The organism is Sphingobacterium sp. UBA2610, from assembly GCF_002339225.1.
Classification (GTDB): Bacteria; Bacteroidota; Bacteroidia; order Sphingobacteriales; family Sphingobacteriaceae; genus Sphingobacterium; species Sphingobacterium multivorum.
On the sequence record NZ_DDKA01000010.1, the window covers coordinates 1 to 19,928 of the forward strand.

General features: G+C 41.4%; 18 protein-coding genes. 11 read left to right on the top strand and 7 right to left on the bottom strand.

Annotated features, from left to right (window positions below; all coding sequences use genetic code 11):
• The first annotated feature begins 197 nt into the window (after positions 1–197).
• The 8 genes from B4Z47_RS06965 to B4Z47_RS07000 all read left to right on the top strand — a co-directional run bounded on the left by B4Z47_RS06965 (position 198) and on the right by B4Z47_RS07000 (position 9,644).
• Positions 198–1,166, top strand: a complete 969-nt coding sequence (locus B4Z47_RS06965; protein WP_286727074.1) for a formylglycine-generating enzyme family protein — start codon at positions 198–200, stop codon at positions 1,164–1,166.
• 26 nt (positions 1,167–1,192) lie between these two features.
• The gene (locus B4Z47_RS06970; RefSeq protein ID WP_046672915.1) at positions 1,193–2,506 is read left to right on the top strand and encodes a Gfo/Idh/MocA family oxidoreductase; all 1,314 of its coding nucleotides are present in this window, start codon (positions 1,193–1,195) and stop codon (positions 2,504–2,506) included.
• Between the two features lie 12 nt (positions 2,507–2,518).
• Positions 2,519–3,541, top strand: a complete 1,023-nt coding sequence (locus tag B4Z47_RS06975; RefSeq protein ID WP_070561138.1) for an FAD:protein FMN transferase — start codon at positions 2,519–2,521, stop codon at positions 3,539–3,541.
• Between the two features lie 15 nt (positions 3,542–3,556).
• Complete coding sequence (locus tag B4Z47_RS06980; protein WP_070561137.1) at positions 3,557–4,480, top strand: hydroxypyruvate isomerase family protein; 924 nt, start codon at positions 3,557–3,559, stop codon at positions 4,478–4,480.
• A 95-nt stretch (positions 4,481–4,575) separates the two neighbouring features.
• Complete coding sequence (locus tag B4Z47_RS06985) at positions 4,576–5,814, top strand: nucleoside permease (RefSeq protein ID WP_070561211.1); 1,239 nt, start codon at positions 4,576–4,578, stop codon at positions 5,812–5,814.
• A gap of 42 nt (positions 5,815–5,856) precedes the next feature.
• Positions 5,857–7,542, top strand: coding sequence for a GMC oxidoreductase (locus B4Z47_RS06990; RefSeq protein WP_070561136.1), 1,686 nt, complete (start codon positions 5,857–5,859; stop codon positions 7,540–7,542).
• 19 nt (positions 7,543–7,561) lie between these two features.
• Entirely contained in the window at positions 7,562–8,995 is a 1,434-nt protein-coding gene (locus B4Z47_RS06995; RefSeq protein WP_286727077.1) for a Gfo/Idh/MocA family protein, read from the top strand.
• 19 nt (positions 8,996–9,014) lie between these two features.
• Positions 9,015–9,644 carry a gluconate 2-dehydrogenase subunit 3 family protein gene (locus B4Z47_RS07000; protein ID WP_070561134.1) on the top strand — a complete coding sequence of 210 codons (630 nt, stop codon included), beginning with the start codon at positions 9,015–9,017 and terminating at the stop codon, positions 9,642–9,644.
• Positions 9,645–9,726: 82 nt separating this feature from the next.
• Here the strand turns inward: B4Z47_RS07000 and B4Z47_RS07005 are convergent, their stop codons facing one another.
• Complete coding sequence (locus B4Z47_RS07005) at positions 9,727–10,452, bottom strand: acyl-[acyl-carrier-protein] thioesterase (protein WP_070561133.1); 726 nt, start codon at positions 10,450–10,452, stop codon at positions 9,727–9,729.
• 324 nt (positions 10,453–10,776) lie between these two features.
• On the opposite strand from B4Z47_RS07005, the gene B4Z47_RS07010 reads away from it, so the two are divergent.
• Complete coding sequence (locus B4Z47_RS07010) at positions 10,777–11,043, top strand: hypothetical protein (protein WP_172462508.1); 267 nt, start codon at positions 10,777–10,779, stop codon at positions 11,041–11,043.
• Positions 11,044–11,166: 123 nt separating this feature from the next.
• Here the strand turns inward: B4Z47_RS07010 and B4Z47_RS07015 are convergent, their stop codons facing one another.
• From B4Z47_RS07015 to panB, 6 genes are all read right to left on the bottom strand, one after another.
• Positions 11,167–12,468, bottom strand: a complete 1,302-nt coding sequence (locus B4Z47_RS07015; protein WP_070561132.1) for a TolC family protein — start codon at positions 12,466–12,468, stop codon at positions 11,167–11,169.
• A gap of 7 nt (positions 12,469–12,475) precedes the next feature.
• Entirely contained in the window at positions 12,476–15,559 is a 3,084-nt protein-coding gene (locus B4Z47_RS07020) for an efflux RND transporter permease subunit (RefSeq protein WP_286727079.1), read from the bottom strand.
• A 6-nt stretch (positions 15,560–15,565) separates the two neighbouring features.
• The gene (locus B4Z47_RS07025; protein ID WP_070561130.1) at positions 15,566–16,627 is read right to left on the bottom strand and encodes an efflux RND transporter periplasmic adaptor subunit; all 1,062 of its coding nucleotides are present in this window, start codon (positions 16,625–16,627) and stop codon (positions 15,566–15,568) included.
• Between the two features lie 184 nt (positions 16,628–16,811).
• A complete protein-coding gene (locus tag B4Z47_RS07030) occupies positions 16,812–16,964 on the bottom strand; it encodes a 30S ribosomal protein THX (RefSeq protein ID WP_070561129.1) in 153 nt (50 codons plus the stop codon).
• An 83-nt stretch (positions 16,965–17,047) separates the two neighbouring features.
• The gene (locus B4Z47_RS07035) at positions 17,048–17,650 is read right to left on the bottom strand and encodes a hypothetical protein (RefSeq protein WP_070561128.1); all 603 of its coding nucleotides are present in this window, start codon (positions 17,648–17,650) and stop codon (positions 17,048–17,050) included.
• Between the two features lie 6 nt (positions 17,651–17,656).
• Positions 17,657–18,472 (bottom strand): 3-methyl-2-oxobutanoate hydroxymethyltransferase, encoded by an 816-nt coding sequence (panB, locus tag B4Z47_RS07040; protein WP_070561127.1) that lies wholly within the window; start codon positions 18,470–18,472, stop codon positions 17,657–17,659.
• An 83-nt stretch (positions 18,473–18,555) separates the two neighbouring features.
• Here panB and B4Z47_RS07045 point away from each other — a divergent pair, with 83 nt between their 5' ends.
• Together B4Z47_RS07045 and B4Z47_RS07050 are read left to right on the top strand one after the other, a co-directional pair.
• The gene (locus B4Z47_RS07045) at positions 18,556–19,299 is read left to right on the top strand and encodes an RluA family pseudouridine synthase (RefSeq protein ID WP_046672902.1); all 744 of its coding nucleotides are present in this window, start codon (positions 18,556–18,558) and stop codon (positions 19,297–19,299) included.
• 15 nt (positions 19,300–19,314) lie between these two features.
• On the top strand, positions 19,315–19,908 hold the full coding sequence (locus tag B4Z47_RS07050; RefSeq protein ID WP_070561125.1) for a TlpA family protein disulfide reductase: 594 nt from the start codon (positions 19,315–19,317) through the stop codon (positions 19,906–19,908).
• The last annotated feature ends 20 nt before the right edge of the window (positions 19,909–19,928 follow it).

Sequence of the window (19,928 nt, forward strand, 5' to 3'; positions counted from 1 at the left end):
TTTGAGACAGCTTCTTTTTTATTGATCTTGATTTTCAGGCTAGTTAAGTTACCCTGGATACTTGCCAGCATCTGGCTAAATCGATATTACGAATGGACTATTATGTTAAGAATTAAACTGTAATAAAAAAGTTATAGTGTCAAAGTGTAAAGTATACACCTTATTTTATATTTTAGTCTTTAATTACAAACCTAAATATGTTAAAAAGAATCTTTATTCCTGTTTTGTTATTTGCCGGCGTGCACGCTATGGCTCAGAAAGCTTTCGAACCTTATGAACAACCTATTGAAGGGACTAATCTGACGTTCAAAATGCTGGCAATCCCTGGCGGTAGTTTTAAAATGGGAACTACAAGTGGTGGGAAAGAGGATGAAAAACCTGCACACGAGGTGAAGTTGGATCCATTTTGGATGGGCCAGTATGAAGTAACCTGGGATCTTTTTGAGCCATTTCTGTATAAAGATTATGAGATCGCAAAGAGTAAGGACGGTAAAGTATCGAAAGAGATTGATGCCGTTACGCGACCGACCAAACCTTATTTGGATATGACTTTTGGTTTTGGAAAGGAAGGGCACCCGGCCCTAGCGATGACCCATTACAATGCTATTCAATTCTGTAAGTGGCTGTATGTCCGTACCGGTGTATTTTACCGTTTACCAACAGAGGCCGAGTGGGAATATGCAGCTCGAGCAGGTTCAAAGACGACTTATTTTTTCGGTGATAAAGCCACGCCATTAGCAGATTATGCCTGGTTTAAAGATAATGCTGAACAGAAAACACATATTGTAGGACAGAAGAAACCGAATCCTTGGGGCCTTTATGATATTTATGGCAATGTTGCCGAATGGACTTATGATCAATATAAGGCCGATAGTTACAATGAAGGTAAAGGCAAGGTATTGACTAATCCTGTAGTCGTTCCGACAACCCTGTATCCACATGTTGTACGTGGTGGTGCTTTTGACAGTGGTGCCGAGGACATGCGCTCTGCAGCGCGTGGTGCCTCAGATCCCGTATGGAAACAGTTGGATCCACAAATTCCAAAAAGTAACTGGTGGTTTCCAGAAGCCCCATTCGTGGGTATGAGACTAGTCAGACCCCTCAACCCACCTAGTCACGAAGAGATTATGGCTTATTACGATAAACAGCCAATCAAAGACTTTTAATATAAAATAATCAATATAAAACTGTTATGGAAAATCTAGAAAGAAGAGATTTTATTAAAACTTCTGCTGTAGTTGCTGGAGGCGCTGTGCTGAGCTCAATGCCTTTATCAGGTGCATATGCCGCTGGTTCGGATGTTATCAAAGTTGCCTTAGTGGGCTGTGGGGGCCGCGGAACTGGAGCTACATTTGATGCGCTAAGTTCGGGCATGAACATTAAAGTGGTGGCTCTTGCAGATGCTTTTAAAGATAATTTAGAGAGTACTTATAAAACGCTGAAGGAAAAATGGCAAGATAAGATCGATGTAAGTGACAATCACAAATTTGTGGGGTTCGATGCATATAAAGATGCAATTCAATTGGCCGATGTTGTTATTTTAGCGACTCCTCCAGGATTTAGACCAATGCATTTTGAGGAAGCGATCCGTCAAGGTAAACATGTTTTCATGGAGAAACCGGTCGCTGTTGATATCCCTGGTGTACAGCAGGTCTTACGTGTGGCTGCAGAAGCTAAACGTAAAAAATTGAATGTTGTAGTCGGTTTACAACGCCGTTATCAAACGAATTACCGTGAGGCGATCAAACGTATCCACGAGGGTGCAATCGGTGATGTTACTTCGGGACAAGTTTATTGGAACTCAGGTGGCGTATGGGTGCGTCCGCGTAAGCCAGAGCAAACTGAAATGGAGTACCAAATGCGTAACTGGTATTATTTCAACTGGTTGTGTGGCGATCATATCGTAGAGCAGCACGTACACAATATTGATATCGCCAATTGGGTGAAAGGTGCTTACCCGGTATCGATCCAAGGTACAGGTAGCAGGGCACACCGCACCGGCAAAGAGTATGGTGAAATCTATGATAATTTTGCATTAGAATTGACCTATGCCGACAACAGCGTTGTTTATAGTCAATGTAGACACTTCGAAGGTATACATAACCGTGTAGACGAGCAATTCCAGGCAACAAAAGGACGTGCTTATCTTTCTGCAGGTGGACAGGCTGTATTGTACGACTGGAAGGGAAAGGAAATCTATCGCCATGATGCGAAGGGTAATCCAAACCCGTATCAGCAAGAACATAAAGAACTATTTACGGCAATTTCGAAAGGCGAATATAAATTTGATAATGCAGAATATGGTGCTTACAGTACGTTAACAGGTATTATCGGACGTATCGCTTGTTATACCGGTAAGGTAATCAAGTGGGATGAAGCCTTGAAATCGACCATCAAATTGGGACCAGATGTACTTGCTTGGGATGCTAAACCAAAATTACTTCCGGATGCAGAAGGTTTTTACCCAGTAGCGATGCCTGGTCAAAACACCAACTTATATATTTAAGCAATTGGGCCGATGGGATTAAAGTGGAATTTGTGCCTTCTATTTTTTGCTACGATTTGTTGCATTGATGCACAGGCGCAGATACCGGCAACGAAACCCCATAAAATTCGGCTGGAGGGACCCGCGCAGGGTACCCAATTCCATATCACTTACTTCGCTTCCGACAGTCTTGTTAGGCGGTCGGAAGTTGACAGTATCTTAACGGCAATCGATTTGTCGATGTCAATTTACCGCAAAGACTCGAGGATATCCAAGTTCAATACAGATACGGTAATGTCTGTTGTGATGGATAGCCACATGGCTAAGGTGATAAATGCTTCCTTTAAATACCACAAATTATCGAAAGGTCAATTCGATATCACTATTGCCCCGTTGGTCAACCTATGGGGCTTTGGTGCTAATAAGAGCCCGGTGGCCCCGGATTCGGCGACGGTACGAAAAGCGAAGGAACTGGTGGGAATGCATTACCTGAAGGTCAGCGGCAACCGGCTGATTAAAAAGAAACAGGGGATTAAAATCGATGTTAATGGTATTGCACAGGGGTATACGGTAGACGTCTTGGCCGACTATCTCGAACGTAAGGGAATTGCCAATTATATGGTCGAGGTAGGTGGTGAAATCAGGGCTTTGGGAACTCCGCCAGGTGGGCAGGGCTTTTCCATTGGTATTGTTCAGCCCGATGGTGAAAGTGGGGAGGAATTGATGACTGCTGTTGCGCAGCTCAATGAAGGGGCGCTGACAACAGCCGGCAGTTTCGAAAAGTTTATTCAATACAAAGGGAAAAAATTGGGTCATCATATTGACCCTGTTTCGGGTTTCCCATACATGACCCATATATTGAGTGTCAGCGTCTATGCGAAGACTGCTATGGAAGCGGATGCACTGGATAATTATTTTATGGGCATGGAACCCGAACAAATTAAGACAAAGGCCAAAAAATTGAAAGGTGTGGCGGTTTTTGTCATTTTTAAAAATAAAAATCAGTCCATAGAAACGATTTATTCGGATGGATTTGGTAAATTATTTAAAAATTAATCAATTATAAATAAAATGAAGAGATCGGATTTTATTAAAGGTAGTCTTTTGGCCGCGGGGGCAGGACTAGCTGGACAGACTTTTGCGTCTACAACTCAAAATACAGCAAATACGATGGATAAAGGAAAGACATTCAATTTAAATTATGCTCCCCATCAGGGAATGTTCAAAAATCATGCAGGTGATAATTTCCTGGATGAAATTCGGTATATGTATGATTTGGGATTCCGTGGAATAGAAGATAATGGCTATTTGGGTAGAACATTGGACGAGCAGCAGAAGATCGGTGATTTATTAGCGAAGTTAGGCATGACCATGGGTGTATTTGTTGTGGATGGCGGACAAAACTGGATGCCTTCTTTAGCGACAGGAAAACAGGAGTATTTGGACAAGTTTGTCGAAACATGCAAGAAGTCTGTCGAAGCTGCCAAGCGTTGTAACGCAAAATGGCTGACTGTGGTACCGGGCTTTTATGAAAGAAAACTGCCTTGGGGTAATCAGTTCAGCAATATCCTTACTGCGATGCGTAAAGGTGCGGAGATCTTTGAACCACATGGTTTGGTGATGGTGTTGGAAACCTTAAGTGATACACCAGATTTGTTTTTGCAGCAAACGCATGAGACCTATGCTTTATGTAAGGCCGTGAATAGTCCATCCTGTAAAATTTTGTATGATATTTATCATATGCAGCGTACCGAAGGAGATTTAATTGCAAATATGAATCGTTGTTGGGATGAAATTGCGTATATTCAAATCGGCGATAATCCAGGTCGTAAAGAACCGACTACGGGCGAGATCAATTATAAAAACGTATTCAAACACATTCATAGTAAAGGATATAAGGGTATCATGGGGATGGAGCATGGTATTTCCAAGCCTGGTAAAGAGGGTGAGGATCGCTTGGTGGCGGCATATCGCGAGGTCGATAGCTTTTTGTAATATTTTAATAGTGTACTATTGACAATTAGATTTAATTTCTTAAATTGAGCAGGTAAAACCAATTAGTAGTATTGTAAAACACCATTTTTTTTATGATTTCATCAACAATAAAATTTAAACTATCCTTTATGATGTTCCTCGAATTTTTTATTTGGGGGGGATGGTTTGTCACATTAGGTACTTTCTTGAGCAAGAATTTGAATGCAACAGAATTTGAAAAGGCCAATGTATTTTCAACACAATCATTGGGAGCGATTATCGCGCCTTTTATTGTCGGAATGATTGCAGACCGTTATTTTAATGCGGAGCGTATTTTGGGTGTTTTACACTTGGTCGGTGCAGTATTAATGTATCAGATGTATAGTGCAACAGACATGTCGACATTTTATCCGTATGTTTTGGCTTATATGATACTTTACATGCCAACATTGGCTTTGACTAGTTCAGTTTCTTTTCGGCAATTGACCAATCCGGAAAAACAATTTTCAGGAATACGTATCTGGGGGACAATTGGTTGGATTGTTGCTGGTTTAGTTATTAGCTATTTTTGGGATGCAAAAGCATCTGAAGGAGCATTAAAAAATACCTTCCTATTATCGGGTGTTGCTTCTTTAGTATTGGGTATATTTTCTTTTGCATTACCTAAAACTCCACCGGTTAAACTGGACGAAAACGAAAAACCGTCCTTTGCATCAATCATTGGTCTGGATGCGATCAAATTGTTGAAAGACAAAAACTTCTTGATCTTTTTCATTTCTTCGGTATTGATCTGTATTCCATTGGCATTTTATTATTCAAATGCAAACCCTTTTCTTTCTGAGATAGGGCTGGAAAATGCTACTGGTAAAATGACAATTGGTCAGGGATCTGAGGTATTGTTCTTGTTGGCACTCCCAATTTTCTTTACAAGATTTGGCTTTAAGAAAACAATTTTGGTCGGTATGTTGGCTTGGGTAATCCGTTACCTGTTATTTGCTTATGGCAATGCAGGTGAATTGTCGTTCATGTTGTTGATCGGTATTGCATTGCACGGTATCTGTTATGACTTTTTCTTTGTTTCGGGACAAATTTATACGGACAGCAAAGCAGGTGTTAAATACAAATCTGCAGCACAGGGCTTGATCACGCTGGCAACATATGGTGTTGGACAGTTGATCGGTTTCTGGGTAGCGGGTTACGTCGGAGACAAATACAAAGCAATGAAAGCAACAGACCTAGCAGGATTCTGGAATCATACCTGGGTTGTACCTGCAATTATCGCAGCTGTTGTATTTTTTATCTTTTTAGCTTTATTTAAGGACGAAAAGATCGACAGTACAAATGCTGCACACTAAACAGAAAAAATAACTATTTAAAAACAAATAATTAGAAGAGAGATGGCAACAAATACTTATGACGCAATTGTAATCGGTTCGGGGATAAGTGGTGGATGGGCTGCGAAAGAATTGACAGAGAAAGGGCTGAAAACAATTATGCTGGAGCGTGGTCGTAACATTGAACACATTAAGGATTACACTGCGCCAAATAAAAATCCATGGGAATGGCCTCATGCTGGCGGTCGTACACAAAAAATGATCGAAGAATATCCGGTTTTGCGTAGAGATTATCCGTTGAATGAGAAGAACCTGGATTTTTGGGTAAATGAAAAGGAGAGTCCATATACAGAGGTAAAACGTTTTGACTGGTACCGTGGGTATCATGTTGGTGGACGTTCTTTAATGTGGGGGAGACAATCTTATCGTTTGGGCGATTTGGATTTTGAAGCTAACTTAAAAGATGGCCACGGTGTGGATTGGCCGATTCGTTATAAGGATATTGCCCCTTGGTATAGTTATGCTGAAAAATTTGCGGGTATCTCCGGAAATAGAGATGGTGTACCATCTTTGCCAGATGGAGATTACATGCCAGCAATGGCGATGAACATTGTTGAAAAAGACCTGGCTGAGCGTTTGAAAAAGCAATATGGTGGTCAACGTCATTTCATCATGGGTAGAACAGCCAACATTACTGTTCCGCATCATGATCGTGTAAATTGTCAATATCAAAATCAATGTTGGTTGGGTTGTAATTTTGGTGCTTATTTCAGTACGCAATCGGCAACTCTTCCTGCAGCACGTAAAACAAACAATCTAACTTTACGTCCTTTTTCTATCGTAACAAAGATTATCTACGATAAAAACACGAAAAAGGCAAAAGGTGTTGAAATTGTTGATGCTGAAACAAACCAAACGTATGAGTTTTTCGCTAAAGTAATTTTTGTTTGTGCATCTGCATTGAACTCGACTTGGGTGTTAATGAACTCAGCTACAGATGTTTGGGAAGGCGGTCTGGGTAGCAGCAGCGGTGAATTGGGCCACAATTTGATGGATCACCATTTCCGTTGTGGTGCCGGAGGTAAAATAGATGGATATTTGGATAGCTATGTATATGGTCGTAGACCAACAGGCTTGTATGTGCCACGTTTTGTAAATGTAGAAGGTGATACCAAAAAACGTGACTATGTACGTGGATTTGGTTACCAGGGTGCTGCAGGTCGTGGACGTTGGTCTGGTGCTGTTGCCGAGATGGAAGTTGGTGGTGCATGGAAAGATGCGATCTGTGAGCCAGGTGACTGGACTGTTGGTTTTACTGCTTTCGGAGAAACCTTGCCATATCACGAAAATAAAATTACACTTGACAAGAGCAAAAAAGATAAATGGGGCTTACCTGTATTATCATTTGACGCTGAGATCAAGGATAATGAATTGAAGATGCGTGGCGACATGCAAAATGAAATGAAGGAAATGTTGGAAAGCATTGGCGTAAAAGATACCTATACGTACGATAACGTATATGGTTTGGGCCAAGGTATCCACGAAATGGGAACTGCCCGCATGGGACGTGATCCAAAAACTTCGGTATTAAATGGTAACAACCAAGTTTGGGATGCATTGAATGTTTTCGTAACGGACGGTGCTTGTATGACTTCTGCAGGTTGTGTCAACCCTTCATTGACGTATATGGCACTTACTGCTCGTGCGGTTGATTTCGCAGTGAGCGAATTGAAAAAAGGTAACATCTAATAGCTAAAGATTGATAACAATGGAAAATAACTCAAATAAGACGAGTAGAAGAGGTTTTATAAAGAGCGCGGCAACAGCTGCTGCGGCTTTTATGATCGTCCCTCGCTATGTATTGGGCGGAAATGGCTTTACAGCTCCAAGTGACAAATTACAAGTAGCAGGTATTGGTGTAGGGGGTAAAGGTTTTAGTGACATCAATGCATTCCATGATTCAGGAAAAGCAGATCTTGCTTTCTTGTGTGATGTGGACGACCGTCGTGCAGCTGGTGCGTTGAAACGTTACCCGAAAGCAAAGTATTACAAAGACTACCGTGAGATGTTGGATAAGGAGCACAAACGTATAGAAGCCGTTTCTGTATCAACTCCAGATCATCAACATGCGATTCAGGCACTTGCAGCTATGCAATTGGGTAAACACGTGTACGTTCAAAAACCGTTGACTCACGATGTATGGGAAGCGAGAGCATTGACGCATGCAGCTAAAAAATATAAAGTGGTTACCCAGATGGGAAATCAAGGTGCATCGAATGATGGACCACGTTTTGTACGTGAGTGGTATGAAGCAGGTCTGATCGGTGATGTACATACGGTATATTGTTGGACAGATCGTCCGGTATGGCCTTCAGGTATTGCATGGCCTACAGGCAAGGCCGAAGTTCCAAAAGAATTGGATTGGGACCTTTGGTTAGGTACAGCGCCTTATAAAGAGTATGTGGATAAATTGGTGCCTTTCAACTGGCGCGGCTGGTGGGATTATGGTACTGGCGCATTGGGCGATATGGGCTGTCACTTGTTGGAAGTTCCTTTCAGTACCTTGGGATTGACATATGTACAGGATGTACAGGCAACTGTAGGATCGGTGTATGTGGATGAATTCAAACGTGGATATTTCCCTGAAAGCTGTCCTCCGTCGAGCCATGCGACATTAACATTCCCTAAAACACCACGTACCAATGGTCCGGTGACTTTACATTGGATGGATGGTGGTATTCAGCCTGCTCGCCCGGATGAATTAGGTCCAAACGAAATTTTTGGTGATGGTGGTAACGGTATCTTACTTGTAGGTACAAAAGGTAAAATCCTTGCGGATACCTACGGCCAGAATGCACGCTTGTTGCCGACTTCAAGAAAAGAGCAGGTGGCACAGAAATATGCCCGTGTACCAGGACAAGAAGGTGGACACTACGCACAATGGGTTGAAGCTTGTCAGGCTGGATACGGCAAGAAAGAAGTAAGTTCACCTTTTGAAATAGCAGGTCCGTTGACAGAAGCTTTATTAATGGCTAACCTGGCAATCAGAGGTGCTGATTTACGTATTGATGGTAAATACCCTGGACGTAACCTGAAATTGTTGTGGGATAACGATAACATGCGTGTCACCAACTTTGACAACGTCAATCAATATGTAAAACGTAATTACAGACAAGGTTGGGAAATGAAATATAATTTCTAAAATTAAGATATTTAGTAGTATGAATAGAAGAGAAGCATTACAACGAGTTGCCTTAATTTTAGGAGGTACCGTTATCGGCGCTAATTTATTTTTGGAAGGTTGTACACGCTCAGCAACCAAAGATGTGCAAGCATTATTTGAAGCGAAGACAACTGATTTATTAGGTGACTTGGCTGAAGCAATCTTACCAGCTACCGCAACTCCGGGTGCGAAAGAAGCAGGGGTAGGAAGTTTTATCCCAGTCATGGTTCGCGATTGTTATACGGAGAAGCAACAAAAGGCATTTTTAACTGGTTTTGCGAGCTTAGATGATAAGGCAAAAGAGGTGAAAGGAAAACCATTCCTGGAGCTTTCTGCGGAAGACAGAACGGCTGTTGCAGCTGCTTTGGATAAAGAAGCAAACGAGTTTAATAAAAAGCAAGCTGAAGATCAAAAGGATATTCTGGAGAAGAATAAAGAAAAACAAAATCAATTGTATAATTATGTTGAGAACGATCCACCACATTGGTTTACGATGTTCAAGCAATTGACATTGACCGGTTTCTTTAACTCGGAGCTGGGTTGTACAAAAGCATTACGTTTTGTGAAGATTCCGGGAAAATTTGATGGTAACCTTCCTTACAAAAAAGGCGATAAGGCATTTGCATAAACGATGCGCTATGTAAGATAAAAAGGGAGGCCCGTAGCCTCCCTTTTTTTATTGTTTCGCGTTCTTATCTTGTTTTCCCTTTTTATTTTGTTTCTATGGCTAGCGCAAAATGAATGCGCTGCTGTTTGGTCACTGTCATAAAGTAACCCTGATCTGTCGCATCACCATTAATCTCTACGGTATCATTATAGCGTAATTCGCGCAGGTAATTCATCTCTAATGATTTGATTTGATTGGTCAATACAAGCTCAATGGGCAACCTGTCCATACACCAGTCCAGGTATTTTACATTGTTGGCGTGATTGACAATATCCAGGTCCGAGAGCTTAACACAATATTCATCAAGATTTTTGACTGTCTGGGAAATATCCAATTTTGAAAATGGCCGTTGTGTTGCGGGACGATCCGGATAGGTGGTAAAATTTTCGGTGGAAATCGCGAGTGTTTCAGAGCTCCGCTTCACGGTATTGATGACAGCCCAATAACTGGTTGCCGTAACATAGATCTGTCCATTGACGGTAATTTCGAAATTCCGTGTTGAGCGTGCGCCCTCTAATTCCTGTATCCAAGTTTTAACCTTGACGATGTCCATCCATTTGGGCAATCGTGCAATCTCTATACGTATGCGGCTAAGTACCCAAGTTTGGTTATGTTTGGCCATTTCTTTAAAACCGAATCCCACAGCATTGGCGTGTTCTCCCGCGGTAAGCTGCAGAATATTGGATAAATCGGAGAAACGAATACGGCCATTAGAATAGCATTGCGTGAAATAAATTTCCCACTCTTTTTCAAAAACAGATTTTTCCATTTACATATTTTTTTGATCAAAAATAGGTAATATGAATGATTTGGGCTATAAATTCAAAATGAAATGACACTATATTTAGATATCTCGTTATAAATGCCTGTTGGACCTGCCGGTGACCCTCAAAGGGGAGTAGTGTGTCCAAAGTACAATCGTTTTTTTATTGTAAAATAAATGATAGTTTTCAAGGATTTAATTGATTTTTATCATGGGAATCGGTAGATTTAAATAAGCCAATGGCAGAAAGAGATAAAATAAGATTGGCTTTAAAGCGTTATAAGAGTAGCATAGCGCAAAACAATAATTTACACATTAAATGCTAGTATTATGGTTGGAGAACTAATAGCTAAAGAGGAAATTCCTCAATTTAAATTTATCCCGGCGAGTGAAGATAAGACAGCGACTTTTATGGATAAATTGAAAGGGGCACTTCGGTTGGGAAATGAGTTTAAATCCAAAACTGAAATCGCCTTTGAGACTGATTCCGGACCAAAGCGTATCGAGACCACCGTATGGTCGTTAACCGATAGATATATTCAGATTAAAAGTGGCGTGTTAATACCACTGAAATCTATTATAGCAATAGACTATTAAATAGACAAACGAAAGGCTCCTCATTTAGTTAAGGAGCCTTTCGCTTTTTAAGAATAGATGCTGCTGAAAAGCGCTTCAAAATCCTGTCCCTTCATGAAGAGGACCTCATGCTGAAAGAAATTTCTAGTATGTTTCGCCTGTCAATTCTTTTAGCCTTATTTCGGATACCTTTGCATCATATTGTGCTGTATAGCTCCGAGTCATTACATTGATGTAGTTTAACTGCGCTGTTCTTACTTCCAAAGTTGTGATGGTACCGATACGGAATTTATCCATGGTGATGTTTAAATTTTCTTTTGCCAGCTCCTCGTTTTTCCGTTCTACATGAGCCAGTTCCATATTGGTGATGTAGGTTTGGAACAGCGTTCTGACCTGTGCCTGAATATCTTGTTTTTGTTGTTGTATCTGCAGCTCAGAACCTTTAATCTGAAATTTAGCGATCCGTTCGTTTCTATTTTGAAGAAATCCATTGAAAATATTAAGGGAAGCCGATATACCGTAGGTAAGACCTCTATTTTTATTTTCTGTCGAGAAACCGAGGGAGGAGTGGGATTCGTTCCAGTTGTAACCACTGTTTAATCCAATTTTGGGATAACGTTCGGCCTTAACTGCTTTTAAGTTGAGTTCGGCCACCCGATTGTTGATGATGGCGAGCTGGATTTGTGGATTTTGGCGATCGGCAATTTCGATCAGATTACCAAGTTTAAGATCCGTATCAAGTTTCATTTCATCTTCAACCTGAAAATCTAGGCTCAAGTCGCGTGTCATCAGCTGATTGAGGTAAGTCTTGGTATTTTTGAAGCTTTCCTGCTGTCTGAGTAAGTTTGTCTGATCGGTATTTAAATCGACTTTCGCATTCAGGAGATCCAGCTTGGAGCCTTTTCCGATCTCCAGGCGATTTTCGGCCAGCGTGACGCGGTATCTCGATAAGGTAATGGTGGTATCCAGTGCGTTTATCAGGCGCTTTTGCTGCACCAGATTGTAATAGGTTGCCATGACTTCGCTGAGCTGGGTGATCACTTGATATTTGATCTCCGCTTCCCCTTGGCGTTGTATTTCTTTGAAGCGATCGCGACGGGCAAACATACCCAATCCATCGAATATCGTCCAGTTTAGGTTGACTCCATAAGACATGTTGTCGTTTTTTGCATTGGAGATCTGCTGTATTTGACCATCTGCTCTGACCTGTCTGGAGTTCTGGATGGAGTTGCTTCTGTTGAACGTTCCAGTTACTGCTGGAAGCATACCGGCGCTTCCTAAACTGGTATTCTCCATATCAATGTTATTGTCATTTTTAGCCAGGAGAATATTGAAGTTATTGCTCAACGTGGTTTTCAGTGCATCTTCCAAAGTCAGTACTTCTTGCGCCCGAGCTTGAAACATGATGGAGTAAAGTAATACTAATAGGATGAAATTTCTCTTCATGTCTTTATTATTCGTAGCTTTTAATGTTATCAAATTCAGGTCTATGCTTTTTTTGTCTTGACCACATGTAATAGATCGCCGGGATAATGAATAAGGTTAGGATAAGGGAGAATATTGTACCGCCAACGATCACAACCCCCATACCAATTCTGCTGGTCGAAGCAGCTCCAAGTGACATGGCGATCGGTAATGCACCCAAGGCGATGGCTAAACTTGTCATTAGGATCGGTCTGAGGCGTGATTCGGCAGAGTGCATAATTGCCTCAAATTTTTCCATCCCTTCTTCACGCATTTGGTTGGCAAACTCAACAATCAGGATACCATTTTTGGTCACGAGACCGATAAGCATAATTGTTCCAATTTGACTGAATATATTCCAGGTTTGATCAAATAGCCATAGACTTATTAGTGCACCGGCAACGGCCATAGGCACCGTAAGGATAATGATAAATGGGTCGAGGAAGCTCTCAAATTGGGCTGCCAAGATTAGATATATAAGCAATAAAGCAAGACCAAAAGCAAATAAGGTATTGGAGCTACTTTCAACGAAGTCACGTGATTCACCACTAAGGTCAGTGGTGAAGCTCTGGTCGAGTACCTTTTCTTTTATGCGATCCATTGCTGCAATTCCGTCGCTCATGCTCATGCCTGGCGCCAAGCCAGCTGAAACTGTAGCCGACATGTACCGGTTATTGTGGTAGAGTTGTGGTGGGCTGCTTTCTTCCCTGACGCTTACGACGTTATCTAACTGGATAAGCTGACCGATGTTATTACGTACATAAATTGAAGCAAGGTCTGTCGGCGTAGCTCTACGGTCGTTTTCAACTTGGCCAATGACCTGATATTGTTTGCCATCACGCATAAAATAGGCGAAACGTTGACCGCTTAACAACAATTGGAGGGACTGTGAAACGTCAAGTACGGAAACACCCAGACTAAGTGCTTTCAGACGATCAATTTCGACATGCAGTTCGGGCTTGTTGAACTTCAGGTTGATATCCGATGTCGAGAATGCTGGATCGCTGTTGACCTCATTCATAAATTCGGGAATCTTTTCCTGAAGTTTTTCAAAATTTTGTGCTTGGATAATGTACTGAACAGGTAATCCACCTCTTCGATTCATGGATATCGTTGGCGTTTGAGAAACATTTACGCGTACGGCATCGTATTGTTTTGTCCATTTAGTGAGCTCCTTGGCAATATCGTCCTGTGATTTTTTGCGCTCACCAGGATCAACCAAAGTCATCCGTATACGTCCGGAGTTGACTGAGCTCGCGCCGAAACCAGGAGAGGTAATGTTTAAACTGATTTTGTTTTCAGGAATGGAGTCGTAGACCAATTTGTCCAATTCCTGCATGTAGCGATCCATGTATTCATAGGTGGCACCTTCAGGACCTGTTACATTGACGGAGATGTTACTTCTGTCATCATAAGGCGCTGTTTCCTTTTTAATGGAGGAGAAAAGGATACCAATAATGATAAAACATAGGATCAGAATTGGAAAGCTTATCCATTTGAATTTCATAAATTTTTCCAGAGCCTTGGCATAACCTTTATTCATTTTGACAAACATGGGTTCTGTCCAATCGTAAAACTTCGTCTTTTTGTGGCCACCACCTTTGATCAGATAAGCGTTGAGCATCGGTGTAAGGGTGAGGGAAACAAATGCCGAAACCAATACGGCCGAGGCGATGACGACACCAAATTCCCGGAACAGCCTTCCCACAAAGCCCTGAAGAAATATAACCGGTAAAAATACCGCTGCAAGTGTAATTGAAATGGAAATAACAGCGAAGAATATTTCCTTAGACCCTTTTAGCGCGGCTTCAATTGGAGACATTCCTTCTTCAACTTTCTTGAAGATATTTTCGGTAACAACGATCCCGTCGTCGACGACAAGCCCCGTCGCGAGTACAATAGCGAGTAGCGTCAGTACATTGATGGAAAAACCAAAAATATACATAATAAAGAATGTCGCAATCAAGGATACCGGAATATCCAATAACGGACGTAACGCTATGCCCCAGTCTCGAAAGAAAAAATAAATAATTAGAGTGACCAGTATGATCGAAATCAGGAGTGTCTCGGCGACTTCTTCAACTGATTTTTTGATGAATGTCGTATTATCAGAAGCGATGTTGAGTATAATATCCTGCGGCAGATCTTCTTTGATCTGATCGAGCATTTTATAAAAATTGTTGGCAATATCAAGGTAATTTGTCCCCGGTTGCGGAATAATGGCAATACCGACCAGCTGTTTACCATTACTCACCATTTTTGTTTCGAGATTCTCAGCGTCTATTTCGGCCCGACCAATATCGGTAAACTTGACGATACGGCTGCTGTCGGCTTTTAGAATGATGTTGTTGAATTGATCGGGGGTAGACAGATTGCCTATAGTTTTTACGGTGAGCTCGGTTGTGTTTCCGACAATTTTTCCCGAAGGTAATTCAACATTCTGATTATTTAATGCTGTACGAATATCTGAAGCCGTGATACCATAGGCAGCCATACGGTCGGGATTGAGCCATAGCCGCATGGCGTAACGTTTTTGGCCATAGATCTGTGTGCTGCTGACGCCGGGGATGGTTTGTAACCTTTCAGAAATCACATTTTCGGCGTAGTCGCTCAGCGACAGTTTGTCGCGTGTCTCACTTTGCAATGTCAACGTAATAATGGGATCGGAATCCGCATCGGCTTTGGATACCACCGGTGGAGCATCAATATCCTGTGGTAGGCTTCGGACGGCTTGGGATACTTTATCCCGGACATCATTTGCGGCTTCCTCCAGGTTCTTTTTTAAATCAAACTCGATGGTAATATTGCTGGATCCCTGGTTACTCGAAGAAGAGATGTTACGAATACCATCGATCGAGTTTATGGCCTTCTCTAGTGGCTCGGTAATCTGAGATTCAATGATATCAGGATTGGCACCGGCATAATTTGTTCTGACAGAAACAATGGCGGGGTCAATGGAGGGGTATTCGCGTACGCCCAGAAAACTAAAACCAATATAGCCAAACAAGATGATGGTAATATTGACGACAATAGTTAAAACAGGGCGTTTAATAAAAACTGCAGATAAATTCATGTACAACTAGTTAGCTAATGATACCTTAACTTTTGCTCCATCTTTTAAAGACAGAACGCCCGTGGTTAAAACGGTGTCGCCGGCACTGATGCCAGATAGAATAACGATGTCCTTGTCGGTACGTGCACCTGTTTCAACCTTCACTTCCTTGGCGAGGCCGTGCTGTAGTACAAAGACCTTCTTTCCGTCCTGTACGGGAACAATAGCTTCTGTAGGAATGGATATCGCATCGTTTTCCACTTCGATCGGCACAATAACGTTAACAAAGGATCCGACTTTCAATTTGCCCTGATCGTTCGTCGCTCTGGCGCGGACAGTGAGTGTTCTGGTGTTAAGTGATACTTGTGGTTCAATAGCGTAAATGTTTGCTGTAATGATCGTTGGGTCGTTGGCTACACTGAACTCAATGGGCATATTTATTTTAACTATATTGCTGTATTTTTCGGGCACTGCAAAAGTAACTTTGACAAGATTGTCCTTCACTAAATTTGTAATCAGGGTACTGGATGAGACAATGGCACCTACGGAAATGTTCCGAAGTCCAATCATGCCACTAAAAGGGGCGCGGATGGTTGTTTTGGATATTTGTGCCTGAATCAACTGGATCTGTGCTAAGGAGGTTTTTAAGGCTGCACTGGCAATATCAAACTCTTCCTGACTGATTGCTCCTTTTTGCAACAGCAGTTTGGCCCGACGTTCATTTTCGGCATTCAGCTGATTTGTTGTTTGCGCTTGTCTTAATTGTGCCTGCAGCTCAATATCATCGATCTTGATCAAGGGCTCGCCCTGTTTGATGCGCTGTCCTTCAGAGAAATAGATTTTGGTGATTCGACCACTTACTTCACTTCTGATTTCAACCTGCTCTTCTGCGTCAATGCTTCCCGAGAGATTAATGGATCTATCGGCGACGGAAGATTTGGCAATGATAGCCTGTGCGGGGACGGGCATATCTTTTTTTCCATTGGGCTTATCAGCTTCTTTTTTATCTTTTTTAGCAGTTATCAGAAAGTATCCACCTCCAAACACAGCACAGGCCAAAAGGAGGTAAATGATCGATTTTTTATTCATACGATATAGTCTCTTATGTACTTTTTACATTTAACAGGTAAATATAGGTTTATTATTATGCCGATATCAGTTGTCAAAAGGATTTTACAATACCACGAAAACTTTGCAAATGGACAGCGAAATGGACGAGCGCGAATGGTTGGAAATAAAAAAAGCTAGAAATAACTTTCTAGCTTCCTGTTTACTATTTCTTTGATTTTGCTTTTGGTTGGACTTCTTTTGGAGCCTCTTGTTTTACTTCCGCCTTGATTGCAGTTTTCGATACATGTGGTCTTCTTTTTCCAAAAGAACCATTCGATATTTTTCCTCTTCTGGTCTTGATGTCACCTTTTCCCATAGTGTGAAATATTTTGGTTTTAACAAATTTTATTAATTACCTAAATATACCACATTCTTTTTAGATATTCAATTTGTTCATTTTTAAATGATTGGAAAAATACGTTTTTGAACAGTTATGGTGAAATTTTGGTTAATGGTGTCGAAAAATAAATTATTGACCGGCTTGTTTTCGGCGACCAAATAGGGGATCTCTACTATTTTGTTCTTTAACTTGAGACGGTAGTAGCCGTATAATAAACCTTTGGTCGTTTGAATTGATTCGATTTTCTGAACGGCTTCTATGTCCTTAAACATGTTAAAAGCATAATTTTCTCCTTTGAGCTGTTCAATAAAAACTTCATTGGTTTTGGCATTGTACCAGATTTGCTGGCTTTTGAGCTTGCTAAAGTGGTTGTTGAACAGAAAAAGATAACCTAGCAGGAAAAAGGCTATCGGAAGCAGGAACAGGACAATTTTTATCTTCATGAACAGCAAGACGGTGATCAAAATGAGGACAACCCCCATCATGGCGTTGGAAACGCTCTTCTTTAGATTTGCCTGGATGACCGGAGATGAAGCTTCAATCAACTGAAAACCTGATTTTAAATTTCTGGACATATCCTCGGTAAACCCAAATAGATTGAATTTTTTGCGTATCACCAGATAAGCAATAAGAATAATAAGTCCAATGATCAAAAACCGCATATTTTTCTAATATTGTTCGTCTTCGTTCGGATACTGTACCGCTTTTACTTCGGCCACATAATGAGCTACTGCAGTTGTGATCTGTTCGTGCAAATTAGCGAAATGACGCATAAATTTTGGTTTGAAATCAGCATTCATACCCAGCATATCGTTAACCACAAGGACTTGTCCATCGCAATCCGGTCCAGCTCCAATACCAACTGTTGGAATCACCAATTTTTCGGTAACTGTTTTAGCTAATTTTGCAGGTATCTTTTCCAAAACAATGGCAAAACAGCCCGCCTCCTGTAAAGCGAGGGCATCGTCTATTAATTTAGCGGCTTCTTGTTCTTCTTTCGCCCGCACACCAAAATTTCCAAATTTATTGATGGATTGGGGAGTCAAGCCCAGGTGTCCACATACAGGGATGCCTCCGGCAATGATTTTTTTGATGTTTTCGATGATTTCAAGACCTCCTTCTAGTTTCAATGCGTGCGCACCTGATTCTTTCATCATACGTACGGCGGCATTGTAAGCCTCATTGGCGGAGCCCTGATAAGATCCAAATGGCAAATCTGCCAACACCATGGCACGTTCGGTACCTCTAGCAACGGCAGCGGCATGGTAGATCATATTATCTAGGGTGATAGGCAAGGTAGTTTCGTAGCCAGCGAATACGTTAGCAGCAGAATCTCCAATTAAAATAACGTCAACACCGGCTTGATCGACCATTTTGGCCATGGAGTAATCATAGCTTGTAAGCATAGAAATCTTTTCCTGACGTTCTTTCATGGCTTGCAGCATTGCTGTGCTTACTCGTTTCATTTCTTTGTTTACAGACATCTTAACTTATATTGTGTGTTCAAAAGTAAGCTTTTTATCATACATTGACCAATATTCTGCCTTGTGTTTTGTATTTTTGCAGAATGATACAAAATGAGACTCGTCTATTTAAATTCCCCAAATTTTCAGAATTAATCATCCATGAGGATGAAAATTTGATCGTTATCAATAAACCGCCGTTTGTCGCTTCGTTAGATGAACGTGAGGGAGGGGAGGTCAATATTCTTCGTTTGGCGAAGAAATATCATCCTGATGCACAGGTGTGCCACCGCCTGGATAAAGAGACCTCGGGTATTTTACTAATTGCAAAAAATCCAGAAACATACCGTACAATCTCCATTGCATTTGAAAAAAGAAAAGTGAATAAGATTTATCATGCGGTCATAGGAGGTACACATACTTTTCAGGACTTGCTTGTCGATTTACCCATCTTGAACCAGGGCAATAAAAACGTATCTATTGACCGTGCAAACGGTAAACCGGCCGAGACCATCTTCAATTCGATCAAATACTATAAGAATTATACTTTGGTGGAATGTAAACCTATTACAGGACGTATGCACCAAATCCGTATTCACCTCGCCACACAACATGCCGCTATCGTGGGGGATGACATGTATCGCGGTAAACCTGTGTATTTGTCCCAAATTAAGAAAAGGGGATATACATTGTCGAAAGATGAAGAGGAGCAGCCTATTATGAAACGTTTTGCACTCCATTCAAAACAGGTTGAATTTGAGTTGAATGGAGTTAAGATGGCTTTTGAGGCACCTTATCCAAAGGATTTTGCGACCTTATTGAAGCTGTTGGATAAGTTCGATGCTTAATACCGGGATTGCCTAATGAGTCCAAAGACAAGAAACATCATCGGAAATGTTGTATTTGTACTGCTCATCGGTTTGTTGATCTGGCCAACAAGTAGAAGTTATTTTCAGCAATTTTTAATGAAATTGGGGTTTTTCAACCCTAAACTGGAGCTTGTTTCAACTACTAAAGAATCCGACAGGCGGGCTCCAGAGACTTCATTCAATCATGTCTCCTTTGTCAATTCGCGGGGAGAAACAATCAAGGTGGCGGATCTGAAGGGAAAAGTGGTCTTTATTAATTTTTGGGCAACCTGGTGTGCTCCCTGTCGTGCCGAAATGCCTTCGATCAATGTACTCTATGAGCGGTATAAAGATGACCCAAATATAGTGTTTTTAATTGTGGAGATTGAAGGCGACAGGGCTAAGGCAGAGGCTTTCATGAAAGAACAGCAGTTAATCCTACCAATTAGTTTTCCAAATAGCGATATTCCAAAAGAATGGCTCTCGGGACCGATTCCATCAACGGTGATATTGGACAAAGCGGGTAAGATCGCGACACGGCATGAAGGTATGGCGGATTATTCAAGTCCGGATGTAGGCAAATTTATGCAAGATTTAATCAATAAATAATTTTTAAGATCTCTAAATAT